At 69.1% G+C, this 11,795-nt stretch carries 14 protein-coding genes; 6 read left to right on the forward strand and 8 right to left on the reverse strand.

Annotated features, from left to right (window positions below):
• Positions 1 to 99 precede the first annotated feature (99 nt).
• From gmk to fabD, 7 genes are all read right to left on the reverse strand, one after another.
• Complete coding sequence (gmk, locus tag E8A49_RS03795) at positions 100 to 771, reverse strand: guanylate kinase (RefSeq protein ID WP_293376812.1); 672 nt, start codon at positions 769 to 771, stop codon at positions 100 to 102.
• A 15-nt stretch (positions 772 to 786) separates the two neighbouring features.
• Entirely contained in the window at positions 787 to 1,665 is an 879-nt protein-coding gene (locus E8A49_RS03800) for a YicC/YloC family endoribonuclease (RefSeq protein ID WP_293376547.1), read from the reverse strand.
• Positions 1,662 to 2,648, reverse strand: coding sequence for an endolytic transglycosylase MltG (mltG, locus tag E8A49_RS03805; protein ID WP_293376814.1), 987 nt, complete (start codon positions 2,646 to 2,648; stop codon positions 1,662 to 1,664). Before mltG ends, E8A49_RS03800 begins: the two co-directional genes overlap by 4 nt.
• 56 nt (positions 2,649 to 2,704) lie before the next feature.
• Positions 2,705 to 4,009 carry a beta-ketoacyl-ACP synthase II gene (fabF, locus tag E8A49_RS03810; RefSeq protein ID WP_293376549.1) on the reverse strand — a complete coding sequence of 435 codons (1,305 nt, stop codon included), beginning with the start codon at positions 4,007 to 4,009 and terminating at the stop codon, positions 2,705 to 2,707.
• An 84-nt stretch (positions 4,010 to 4,093) separates the two neighbouring features.
• Complete coding sequence (locus E8A49_RS03815; RefSeq protein WP_293367234.1) at positions 4,094 to 4,333, reverse strand: acyl carrier protein; 240 nt, start codon at positions 4,331 to 4,333, stop codon at positions 4,094 to 4,096.
• Positions 4,334 to 4,484: 151 nt separating this feature from the next.
• A complete protein-coding gene (gene fabG / locus E8A49_RS03820) occupies positions 4,485 to 5,225 on the reverse strand; it encodes a 3-oxoacyl-[acyl-carrier-protein] reductase (protein WP_293376551.1) in 741 nt (246 codons plus the stop codon).
• A 27-nt stretch (positions 5,226 to 5,252) separates the two neighbouring features.
• Positions 5,253 to 6,197, reverse strand: coding sequence for an ACP S-malonyltransferase (gene fabD, locus E8A49_RS03825; RefSeq protein WP_293376553.1), 945 nt, complete (start codon positions 6,195 to 6,197; stop codon positions 5,253 to 5,255).
• Positions 6,198 to 6,325: 128 nt separating this feature from the next.
• Here fabD and E8A49_RS03830 point away from each other — a divergent pair, with 128 nt between their 5' ends.
• Entirely contained in the window at positions 6,326 to 7,405 is a 1,080-nt protein-coding gene (locus tag E8A49_RS03830; RefSeq protein WP_293376555.1) for a zinc-binding dehydrogenase, read from the forward strand.
• A gap of 108 nt (positions 7,406 to 7,513) precedes the next feature.
• On the forward strand, positions 7,514 to 8,071 hold the full coding sequence (locus E8A49_RS03835; RefSeq protein WP_293376557.1) for a peroxiredoxin: 558 nt from the start codon (positions 7,514 to 7,516) through the stop codon (positions 8,069 to 8,071).
• A 32-nt stretch (positions 8,072 to 8,103) separates the two neighbouring features.
• Here E8A49_RS03835 and E8A49_RS03840 read toward each other — a convergent pair whose 3' ends face one another.
• Positions 8,104 to 8,631, reverse strand: coding sequence for a DUF2059 domain-containing protein (locus tag E8A49_RS03840; RefSeq protein ID WP_293376559.1), 528 nt, complete (start codon positions 8,629 to 8,631; stop codon positions 8,104 to 8,106).
• Between the two features lie 237 nt (positions 8,632 to 8,868).
• Between E8A49_RS03840 and rpsF the strand changes: the two genes are divergently transcribed.
• The 4 genes from rpsF to E8A49_RS03860 all read left to right on the forward strand — a co-directional run bounded on the left by rpsF (position 8,869) and on the right by E8A49_RS03860 (position 11,793).
• Positions 8,869 to 9,237: a 30S ribosomal protein S6 gene (rpsF, locus tag E8A49_RS03845; protein ID WP_293376561.1), complete on the forward strand. Its 369-nt coding sequence runs from the start codon at positions 8,869 to 8,871 to the stop codon at positions 9,235 to 9,237.
• Positions 9,237 to 9,515, forward strand: a complete 279-nt coding sequence (gene rpsR / locus E8A49_RS03850) for a 30S ribosomal protein S18 (protein WP_293376563.1) — start codon at positions 9,237 to 9,239, stop codon at positions 9,513 to 9,515. Before rpsF ends, rpsR begins: the two co-directional genes overlap by 1 nt.
• A 12-nt stretch (positions 9,516 to 9,527) precedes the next feature.
• Positions 9,528 to 10,115, forward strand: coding sequence for a 50S ribosomal protein L9 (gene rplI, locus E8A49_RS03855; RefSeq protein WP_293376565.1), 588 nt, complete (start codon positions 9,528 to 9,530; stop codon positions 10,113 to 10,115).
• A 178-nt stretch (positions 10,116 to 10,293) separates the two neighbouring features.
• Entirely contained in the window at positions 10,294 to 11,793 is a 1,500-nt protein-coding gene (locus tag E8A49_RS03860) for a replicative DNA helicase (protein WP_293376567.1), read from the forward strand.
• Positions 11,794 to 11,795: the final 2 nt, after the last annotated feature.

Here is an 11,795-nt window from a genome sequence, read left to right on the forward strand (position 1 = left end):
CGGGCCATGGACCGACGCTTACAACCTCACCCGACCCCACGCCGGCATCGCCGGCCTCACGCCCTCGGCCAGGGTGAACAACCTTCTTGGAAACGACACCTAGGCCTCGTCCTCAAGCTCCTGCACGAACCCCGGCAGCCAAGGATTGCGGCCGGGCTTCATCCGCTCGGCGCGATAGATGTGGATCAGGTCGGCGTAGGCGCGGTCGAAGTCCTTGTTGACGATGACGTAGTCGTACTCGCTCCAGTGGGCGATCTCGCGTTTGCCGAGTTCCAACCGCTGGCGGATGATGTCCTCGCCGTCCTGAGCGCGGGCGTGCAGCCGGCGCGAGAGGTCTGACCAGGACGGCGGCAGGACGAAGACGCGGACGCTGTCCTCCCTGGCCTTTTCCGCCACCTGCCGCGCGCCCTGCCAGTCGATGTCGAACAGCACGTCCTTGCCGGCGTCCAGGGTGGCCATCACCGGCGCCCGGGGCGTGCCGTAGAGGTTGCCGTTGACCTCGGCCCATTCGAGCAGTTCGCCCGCCTCGGCCATGGCCATGAAGGCCTCGCGGGTCTTGAAGAAATACTCCCGGCCCTCCTCCTCGCCGGGCCGCGGCGGGCGGGTGGTGGCCGAGATCGACAGGATCAGGTCGGCATAGTCGGCCGCCAGCCGCCGCGACAGCGAGGTCTTGCCGGCGCCGGCCGGGCTGGAGACCAGCAGCAGCAAACCGCGCCGCACGGTCTCCCAGGGCTTGGCGTGATCGTCGTGGACCGAGGAAGTCGGCGCCATGCTCATCGGCCCAGGTTACTCCACATTCTGCACCTGTTCGCGGAACTGCTCGATGGTGGCTTTGAGGTCCAGGCCCACCGCGGTCAAGGCGCCGGAGGCCGACTTGGAGCACAGGGTGTTGGCCTCGCGCATGAACTCCTGGGTCAGGAAGTCGAGTTTGCGGCCGACGCCGCCGTCCGTTGCAAGCAGGCCGCGGGCGGCGTCGACGTGGCCGCGCAGGCGGTCGAGCTCCTCCTGCACGTCGGCCTTCACGGCCATGGCGGCGGCCTCCTGCAGGATGCGTTCCTCGCTGGCGGCCTCGCTGGCCAGTTCGGTCAGCCGCTTCTCGAAGCGGGCCTTGATGATCGCGGGCTGGCCCTCGGCCAGGGACGACGCCTTGGCGGTGAGCTCGCCGATGCGCGCGACAAGCCCGTCCAGCACCCCGGCCAGCGCCCGGCCCTCCTCCGCGCGGTCCGCGGCCAAACCGTCCAGGGCGGCGCCCATCGAGACCGCCATGGCCGCCTCCAGCGCCGCCATCGCCTCGGGATCCTCCACCGCGTCCGCCTGTTCGACGACGCCGCGCAGCGCGAGCAGGCCATCCAGCCTGGGCGGCGCGGCTAGGCCGGTCTGGACATAGGGCGCGCCGGCGGCGAGGTAGCGCTCGAGCTGCTCGACGTTGATCCTGACCGCGCCCGCACCCTCGGCGCGCTTGGCCTGGACGCCGACGGTCAGTTGGCCGCGCAGGAACCGGCCCTGCGCCCCCTCGCGCGCGGCGCGTTCCAGCCCCTCGAATCCCGGCGGGCCCCGGAAGCGGACCTCCAGGTTGCGCCCGTTGACGCTGCGCGCCTCGACCGCCCAGCTCCAGTCGCCCTGCGCGCCCTCGGCGCGGCCGAAGCCCGTCATCCCGGAAATCATTTTCCGCCTCCCGCCGCCGCGGCCCGTTGGCGTTCGATGACGCGCCACTTGGCGACGTTGGCCTGATGCTGGGCGAAGGTCGAGGCGAAGACGTGCCCGCCGGAGCCGTCGGCCACGAAGAACAGCTCGTCGGATTTCGGCGGATTGAGCACGGCGGCCAGGGCCGCGCGGCCTGGGTTGGCGATCGGCGTCGGGGGCAGGCCCACGATCTTGTAGGTGTTGTAGGGCGTGGCGGTGGTCAGTTCCTTGAGCGTGATGCCGCGCCCGAGCGCACGGCCCTTGGAGACGCCGTAGATGATCGTGGGGTCGCTCTCCAGCTTGACGCCGGCGCGCAGGCGGTTCTCGAACACCGCCGCGATCCGCGGGCGCTCGGCGGGGATGCCGGTCTCCTTCTCGACGATGGAGGCCAAGGTGACGGCCTCCTCCGGCGTCTTCAACGGCAGGTCGGGCGCCCGGGCGGCCCAGAGCTGCGCCAGCAGGGCGTCGCGCGCGTCGCGCATCCGCTGCATCACCACGGCGCGGTCCTCGCCGCGCTGCACCTGATAGCTGTCGGGCAGCAGCGAACCCTCCGGCGGCGTCTCGACTGTCCCGGTCAGCACCGGCTCGGCGCGCACGGCGTCGGCGGCCATGTCGCTGGTCCAGCCCTCGGGCACCGAGACGAAGCGGCGCACGACCCGGCCGTTGGCGATGTCGTCCAGCACCTCGGCCATCGGCGCGCCGGACTTGAACTCATATTCGCCCGCCTTCAGATGACGGCCCGAACCGCCCAGCTTGGCGGCGAGGTAGAAGACCTCCCGCGAGCCGATCACGCCTGCGGACTTCAACGCGCCGGCGATCTGGCCGACGCCCGCGCCGCGCGGCAGGACGATGTCGGTGGAGGCGCCCGCCTTCGCCGCCGGCCCCGGGCCGCGATAGGTCCAGACCACCCAGCCGCCGCCCAGGATCGCCAGGACGAACAGCGTGGTCAGCACCCGGCTCAGCATCGAGAGCAGCCCTTGATCCTTGCGCACCGGGCGACGCCATCGTGGCGTGCGCCGGCTCACGAGACCTTCTTGAACACCACCGACGCGTTGGTGCCGCCGAATCCGAAGGAGTTGGACAAGGCATAGTCGATCTTCATCGGCTTGGCCTTGTGGGGCACCAGGTCGATGGCGGTTTCCACCGAGGGATTGTCGAGGTTGATGGTCGGCGGGGCGACCTGGTCGCGGATCGCCAGCACCGAGAACGCCGCCTCGATGGCCCCGGCCGCGCCCAGCAGGTGGCCGGTGGCCGACTTGGTGGAGCTCATGGTGGCCTTGCCCGCCGCATCGCCCAGCAGGCGGGTCACCGCGCCCAGCTCGATCTCGTCGCCCAGCGGTGTCGAGGTGCCGTGGGCGTTGATGTAGTCGATATCGGCCATCTCGATCCCGGCGTCCTTCAGCGCCGCCTTCATGGCCCGGAAGCCGCCGTCGCCGTCATCGGCCGGGGCGGTGATGTGGTGGGCGTCGCCCGCCAGGCCGTAGCCCACCACCTCGGCGTAGACCTTCGCGCCGCGGGCCTTGGCGTGCTCGTACTCCTCAAGGACCAGGATGCCGGCGCCCTCGCCCATGACGAAGCCGTCGCGGTCCCGGTCATAGGGGCGGCTGGCCCTTTCCGGCGAGTCGTTGAAGCCGGTGGACATCGCCCGCGCGGATATGAAGCCGGCCATGCCCACGGGGCAGATCGCCGCCTCGGCGCCGCCCGCCACCATGACGTCGGCGTCGCCGTACTTGATCAGCCTGGCCGCGTCGCCCACGGCGTGGGCGCCGGTGGCGCAGGCGGTCACCACCGCGTGGTTCGGCCCCTTGAACCCATAGCGGATCGAGACCTGGCCGCTCGCCAGATTGACCAGGGCGGAGGTGATGAAGAACGGGCTGACCCGGCGCGGGCCCTTCTGGAACATCTCGACGGACGTCCGCTCGATGGTGGCGAGGCCCCCGATGCCGGAGCCGATCATCACCCCGGTGCGCTCGCGGCCCTCCGGGTCGTCCTCGCCGGGCCGCCAGCCCGAATCCTTCACCGCCTCGTCGGCTGCGGCGATGGCGTAGAGGATGAAGTCGTCGACCCGGCGCTGGTCACGGGTGGAGAGCGTCTGGTCGGGATCGAACGATCCGGGCACGTCCGGCCCGCCGCCGCCGCGCCCATCCACCCGCGGCACCTCGCCGGCCACCCGGCAGGCGTACTCCTCGGACATCTCGAAGGTGGAGACTTTGCCGATCCCGGACTTGCCGGCCAGGATGTTGGCCCAAGCGATCTCGGTCCCCTGGCCCAGCGGGGTGACCAGGCCGATCCCGGTGACGACGACTCGACGCGGTGTGTTGCTCAAGGGCGCGGTCCTCAACGAAAGACCGCCGGAGCCGGGGCGCTACCCCGACCCGGCGGTCTGAAAACCCTAAACCGAATCAGGCGCTTAAGCGCCCAGCTTTTCTTGGATGAACTTCACGGCGTCGCCCACGGTCTGGATGTGTTCCGCCGCGTCGTCCGGGATCTCGATGTCGAATTCTTCCTCGAAAGCCATGACCAGCTCGACGTTGTCGAGGCTATCGGCGCCCAGGTCATCGATGAAGCTGGCCTTCTCGGTCACCTTCTCCGGATCGGCGTCCAGATGCTCGATGACGATCTTGCGGACGCGTTCTAGGACGTCGGACATTAGGTAGGTCCCTCTAAGTTCAGGCTTTGCATCGGCGAGCCGGGGCTTGAAGTCAACTGCCACGCTCAGGCTCACCAAAAGTCGTTGGGGCGTTAGCATGTTCCCATGTGGGAAGGCGAGGCCTTCAAACCACCACCTGGGACAACAGGTCCTAGATCATCGCCATCCCGCCGTTCACGTGCAGGGTCTGGCCGGTGACATAGGCCGCCTCGTCGCTGGCCAGGTAGACACAGGCGGCCGCCACGTCGGCGCCGACACCTAGGCGCGCGATGGGGATGGTCCCCATGATCTGGGCCTTCTGCGCCTCGTTCAGGCCATCGGTCATCGGGCTTTCGATGAAGCCGGGCGCGACACAATTGACGGTGATTCCCCGGGTGGCGACCTCCTGGGCCAGGGCCTTGGAGAAGCCGATCATGCCGGCCTTGGAGGCGGCGTAGTTGGCCTGGCCCGGATTGCCGGTGACGCCCACCACCGAGGTGATGCCGAGGATGCGGCCGTGGCGGCGGCGCATCATGCCCTTGGTGGCCGCGCGGCTGAGCCGGAAATAGCTCTCCAGGTTGACCTTCAGCACCTCGGCCCAGTCGTCGTCCTTCATGCGCATCAGGAGGCCGTCCTTGGTGATGCCGGCGTTGGCCACCAGGATGTCCACCGGCGCGCCAGCGGCGGCCTCGGCGGCCTCGACCAGGCCGTCGACGGCGGCGGGATCGGAGAGGTTGGCGGGGACGGCGGAGACCCGCTCGCCGAACTCCGCGGCGCGCTCCTCCAAGACCGCCTCGCGGGTGCCGGACAGCACCACGTGCGCGCCCTGGGCGTGCAGGGCCTTGGCGATGGCCGCGCCGATGCCGCCGGTGGCGCCGGTGACGAGGGCGGTCTTGCCGGTCAGGTCGAACATCGCGGGCTCCCTACAAGCTCTTTTGAATCAAAGGCTCTTGGCGAAGGCTTCGAGGTCGACGGGCGCGTTCAGCGGTGTCGCCTCGGCGTCCGGGGCGATGCGCTTGGCCATGCCCGACAGCACCTTGCCGGCGCCGGCCTCGGCGAAGCGGGTGACGCCGCCCTCGCCCGCCAGCCACAGCATGCTCTCGCGCCAGCGCACGCGGCCGGTGACCTGCTCGACCAGGAGGCCGCGGATGAGTTCCGGATCCAGGGTCGGGCGCGCCGTGACATTGGCCACGATGGCGGCCTTGGGCGCGATGATCGTCGCCTCCATGAGCGCGGCGGCCATCTCGTCGGCGGCGGGCTGCATCAGCGGGCAGTGGAAGGGCGCCGAGACGTTCAGCGGGATTGCCCGCGCGCCCAGCTCCTTGGCCTTCTCGATAGCCGCGTCCACGGCGGCCTTGGCGCCCGAGATCACCACATTGCCGTTGTTGTTGTCGTTGGCCACCACGCAGACCCCATGCAGCGAGCCGGCGGCGGCGGCCTCCTCCGCCAAGGTCACGTCGGTCTTGGGTCCGATCAGCGAGGCCATGGCGCCCTCGCCCACCGGCACGGCGCGCTGCATGGCCTGGCCGCGCAGCTTCAGGAGGCGCGCGGTGTCCGCCAGGCTGATCGCGCCCGCGGCGGCCAGCGCGGAATATTCCCCGAGGCTGTGGCCGGCCACGAAGGCGGCCCTGTCGATGCCGACGCCGAACTCCTTTTCCAACGTGCGCATCACCGCCAGGCTGACGGCCATCAGCGCCGGCTGAGCGTTCTCGGTCAGGGTGAGCTGATCCTCCGGCCCCTCGCGCATCAGCTTGAAGAGCTTCTGGCCGAGGGCGTCGTCGACCTCCTGGAACACTTCGCGCGCCGATCCGAAGGCGTCGGCGAGGTCCGCGCCCATGCCCACAGCCTGGCTGCCCTGGCCGGGAAAGAGGAAGGCGAGGCTCATGTGCGGGCTCCCAAGCTTAAGGATCGGGGTCTATCGATTCCGAGCGGCGAGGGTTACGGAATAAGGAAAGCCCCGGCAAGGTTGCGACTGGGGCGGCGAAGTTCGGGCGGATATCCAGGGAGATCGCCATGCGGGCGGTGGTGCGGCGCGACAAGCAGCTGGTCTGCGACGAGATCCCCGAGCTGGAGCCGGCGGCCGGCCAGGTGCTGGTCAGGACGCTCGCCTGCGGCATCTGCGGCTCGGACCTGCACGCCCTGCATCACATGGAGCACATGATCGAGCTCGGCCGGCGTGGCGGCGGGGGCGACAACGGCTTCGATCCGGCGGCCGACACGGTGTTCGGCCATGAGTTCTGCGCCGAGATCCTCGACCATGGGCCGGGCTCGGCCAAGGCGCTGAAGGCCGGAGCCCGGGTGGTCAGCATCCCGGCCACCCTGACCGCGACGGGCGTGGAGCTGCTGGGCTTCTCCAACCGCCTGCCGGGCGGGTTCGCCGAACGGATGATCCTCAGCGAACAGCTGGTGCTGGAGGCGCCCAACGGCCTGCCGACCGAGACCGCGGCGCTCACCGAGCCGTTCGCGGTCGGCTTCCACGCCGTCGCCAAGGCGCGGATGGACGCCAATTCCGTCTGCCTGGTGGTGGGCTGCGGGCCGGTGGGCCTGGCGGTCATCGCCGCCCTGAAGGCGCAGGGCCACGGCCCGGTGATCGCCGCCGACTTCTCGCCGCGCCGTCGGGCCGCCGCGGAGAAACTGGGCGCCGACGTGGTGATCGACCCGGCCAAGGAGTCGCCGCACGACCGCTGGGAAGGCCTGGGCGTGCCCAAGGCCCGCGGCGCCCAGCAGATGGTTCGCATGATGGGTGGAAGCTTCGGCCGGCCGGTGGTGTTCGAATGCGTCGGCGCGCCCGGCGTGCTGGAGAGCCTGATCGAGGCCGCTCCGGCCGGCGCCCAGATCGTGGTGGCGGGCGTCTGCATGGAGACCGACCGCATCGAGCCCTCCATCGCCATCACTAAGGAGATCGAGCTGACCTTCGTCTTCGGCTACACGCCCGAGGAGTTCGCCGGAACCCTGCGGAGCCTGGCGGAAGGCCAGATCGACGTCGAAGGCCTGGTGACCGGCCGCGTGGGCCTGGACGGCGTCGCCGGCGCCTTCTCCGCCCTCGGCGATCCCGAGGCGCATGTGAAGATCCTGGTCACGCCGGCGGCGTGAAGGCGCAGGCGCCTATAACTGACGTTGGGTAAGCTAGCCCGCGACAATCCGTTTGGCGCGGTGTAGGAAAACCCCCGTTCACGGCGCGCAACGCCAGGGGAGACCACTATGAAAACGCTCATCGCCAGCCTTGCCGTCGGCGCCGTCGCCGCCACGGCCCTCGCCACCACCGCCTACGCCGAGCTGAAGATCGGGGCCAAGGCGCCCGACTTCACCGCCCCGGCCTACCTCGCCGGCCAGCCCTTCACCTACAAGCTCGCCGACGCGCTGAAGAAGGGCCCGGTGGTGGTCTACTTCTTCCCCGCCGCCCACACCCAGGGCTGCAACATCGAAGCCCACCTGTTCTCCGACGCCATCGACCAGTTCAAGGCCGCCCACGCGACCGTCATCGGCGTGACCGCCGGCAAGGTCGACGAGCTCGCCGACTTCTCCAAAGAGACGGAACACTGCGGCGGCAAGTTCCCCGTGGCGGCCGACGCAGGCGCCAAGATCGCCAAGGAATACGACACGTCCCTGGTGATGAACGGCAAGACGATGGACGGCATGTCTGGCCGCACGTCCTACGTGATCGCCAAGAACGGCGACATCGTCCACGTCTACTCGAACCTGAACCCCAACGACCACGTCACCGAAACGCTGAACGCGGTCAAGGCGCTCAAGAACTAGCCGACTGAAATCCGAACGTTGGGGCGCGCCGCTCAGGTCTTCGGCTTGGGCGGCGTGTTCATTGTGGAGCAGTCGATCTTGGAACAGAGGCGCGTGCTGATGTCCGCCGTCATCTGCGGGACGAGTTCCGTCATCAGCGGCGTCATCTTGTTCATCAGCAGCGGCATCTTGGCGAGCATGGCCTGACCGCTGGGGGTGTTGTAGAAGTCCGTGAGGTCCTGCAGCTCCTTCTCCGTGAAGGTCTCCGCATAGAGCGGGATCGCCCGGTCCACGACCTTCTTCATCACGTCGTCCATGGATTCCGTCACCGCCTCGGTGACGGCCTTGGCCTGCTCCTCAGTGAGGTTGGGATTGGCCTTGCGCGCCTGGGCGATCATGGCGGGCGCCATCTGGCGCATCGCCCCCACCATCATCTGGTCCATATGCATCTCGGCGAACAGCTTGCGCGCCAGCGCCTCACTGCGCGGGTTCGGCGCCGGATCGGCGCAGAGCGCCGGCGTGGCGGCGAGCAGCACGGCCGAGATGGCGAAGCCGGCGGCGGCGCGGCGAAGGCTGAGCATCTGATTTCCCCCTAGGTTGCCCGGGGGCACGCTGCCTGCGCCGCCGGATGCTGGCAAGGCCATAAAGCCTTGCGCGAAGGCCGCTTTTCCCCTATCAGCCCGCCTCTTCACGGAGAGCGGTCTCTCGCGGAACTCGAAAGGGTCGGGAAACCCCCGGCCGCCGCGCCAGAGATCCACCGTATCCAGCGGACCTTCCGCCCCTGGACGCGCCGCCCTCCCAACCGGAAGAAGGAAAATATGGCGCTCTACGAGCACGTCGTCATCTCGCGGCAGGATATCTCGCCGCAACAGGCCGAAGCCCTCAACGATACCCTGAAATCGCTGGTCGAAGCCGGCGGCGGCACGGTGGCCAAGATCGAGTACTGGGGCCTGCGCAACCTGACCTACCGGATCAAGAAGAACCGCAAGGGTCACTACTCCCTGCTGGCCATCGACGCCCCCGCCGAGGCGGTGAAGGAGATGGAACGCCAGCTCGGCATCAACGAAGACGTGCTGCGCTACCTGACCGTGCGCGTCGAAGAGTTGGACCTGGAGCTGTCCCCGATCCTCGCCCGCCGCGACCGTGACCGCGAGCGCCGCGACGACGCCCCGCAAGGAGCCTTCTGATGAGCGAAGACACCACCATCGAGGCGCCGGCCGCTGGCGGAGCCCCGGGCGGCGCGCGCCGCCCGTTCTTCCGTCGCCGCAAGGTTTGCCCGTTCTCCGGCGCCAACGCCCCGAAGATCGACTACAAGGACGTCAAACTCCTGCAGCGCTACGTCTCCGAGCGCGGCAAGATCGTGCCGTCGCGCATCACCGCGGTGTCGGCCAAGAAGCAGCGTGAACTCGCCAAGGCGATCAAGCGCGCCCGCTTCCTCGCCCTGCTCCCCTACGTCGTGAAGTAAGGGGCCGCACAGATGAAAGTCATTCTGCTCGAACGGGTTGAAGGCAAGGGCGGCCTCGGCGACGTGGTCAACGTCAAGGACGGCTACGCCCGCAACTTCCTCCTGCCGCGGTCTAAGGCGCTGCGCGCCAACGCCGCCAACCTGAAGGTCTTCGAGGGCCAGCGCGCCGAGATCGAAGCCCGCAACGCCAAGGCCAAGGACGCGGCGGGCCAGTCGGGCGACAAGCTCGACGGAACCTCCTACATCCTGATCCGCCAGGCGGGCGAAAGCGGCCAGCTGTACGGCTCGGTGGCCGGCCGCGACGTGGCCGACGCGATCAACGCCGAGGGTGGCACGAAGGTCGACCGCGCCATGGTCGTGCTGGACAAGCCGATCAAGACGCTGGGCCTGCACGAGGTGAAGGTCCGCCTGCACGCGGAAGTCACCGTCACCGTGACGCTCAACATCGCCCGCTCGCAGGACGAAGCTGAGCGCCAGGCGCGCGGCGAGAACGTGATCGACTCCCAGTTCGAGGAAGATCGCATCGCCGACGAACAGGCTCAGGCCGACCTCCTGGAAGGCGGCGCGGGCTCGCAGGACACCGGTTACGGCGAAGGCTGAGGCCTTTACCGCACCGCGGATTTCGGATCAGGCGGGCTGGATCTCCAGCCCGCCTTTTTCGTCCGTGGAGAGCGGAAAGGCCGGGCTTGTCCACAGGCCGGCGGATTTGTGGGGAAAGCCCGACCCTACGCGCTTCTGTCCGTGCGCAAAGACCCGGCCTTGGTCTATTCGATAGGGCATGGCCCTCGTTCCCGCCCTCGACCTGCGACCCGTCTCCAGCGAACCGCCGATCCCGCACGCGCCGGCCAATGTGGAAGCCGAGCAGGCCCTGCTGGGCGCCCTGCTCTATGACAACGCCGCCTTCGAGCGGATCGGGGACTACCTGCAGGCGCGCCACTTCTTCGAGCCGTTCCACCAGCGCCTGTTCGCCGCCATCGAGAGCAACATCCGCAAGGGCCAGCTCGCCGAGCCGATCCTGCTGGCCGAGCAGTTCAACCGCGACGTGGGCTTCGAGGAGCTGGGCGGCATCCGCTACCTTGCCGACCTGGTCGACCGCGCCCCGCCCGCCGCCAACGCCCCGGACTACGCCCGCGCCGTCTACGACCTGGCCCTGCGCCGCGACCTGATCCGCATCGGCGGCGACATCTCGACCCTCGCCTCGCAAGGCGACGCCGAGCTTTCGGCCCGCGACCAGATCGAACAGGCCGAGCAGCAGCTCTTCACCCTGGCCGAGACCGGCGGCGTCTCCCAGGGCTTCGTGACCTTCGCCGACGCCCTGCACGGCGCGGTCACCATGGCCGCCGAGGCGCACAGCCGCGACGGCGGCCTGGCTGGGCTCTCCACGGGCCTGATCGACCTCGACTCGAAGATCGGCGGCCTGCACCCGTCCGACCTGGTGATCCTGGCCGCCCGCCCCTCGATGGGCAAGTCGTCGCTGGCCTGCAACATCGCCTTCGACGTGGCCCGCAACTACGCCTGGGAGCCGCAGCCGGACGGGTCGAAGAAGACCGTGCGCGGCGGGATCGTGGCCTTCTTCTCGCTGGAAATGGCCGCCGAGCAGCTGGCCATGCGCCTGCTGGCCGAGGCCTCCGGCGTCTCCGGCGACCGGCTGCGCAAAGGGGAGATCGACGCCTCGGAGTTCGGCCGGGTGCGCGACGCGGCGCTGGAGATCCAGGAGGCGCCGCTCTACATCGACGCCACCGGCGGCATCTCCATGGCCAAGCTGGCCGCCCGGGCGCGGCGATTGAAGCGCATGGTCGGCCTGGACCTCCTGATCGTCGACTACCTGCAGCTGATCACCGGCGGCGACGGCATGGGCCGCAACGACAACCGGGTGCAAGAAGTCTCCATGATCACCCAGAGCCTGAAGTCGCTGGCCAAGGAGCTCTCCATTCCGGTCATCGCGCTCGCCCAGCTCTCCCGCCAGGTGGAGAACCGCGAGGACAAGAAGCCCCAACTCTCCGACCTGCGGGAATCCGGCTCCATCGAGCAGGACGCCGACATGGTGATGTTCATCTACCGCGAAGCCTACTACCTGAGCCGCCTCGAGCCGCGCGAAGGCACCGAAGAGCACTTCAAGTGGCAGGAGAACATGGACCAGGTGCGCGGTCTGGCCGAGATCATCATCGGCAAGCAGCGCCACGGCCCGATCGGCAATGTGAAGCTCTCCTACAACGAGGACCTGACCAAGTTCGGCAACCTCGCCCGCGATCACCACGCCCGCTACGACCCGCACTGACC

The organism is Phenylobacterium sp. (genome assembly GCF_004799515.1).
GTDB lineage: Bacteria > Pseudomonadota > Alphaproteobacteria > Caulobacterales > Caulobacteraceae > Phenylobacterium.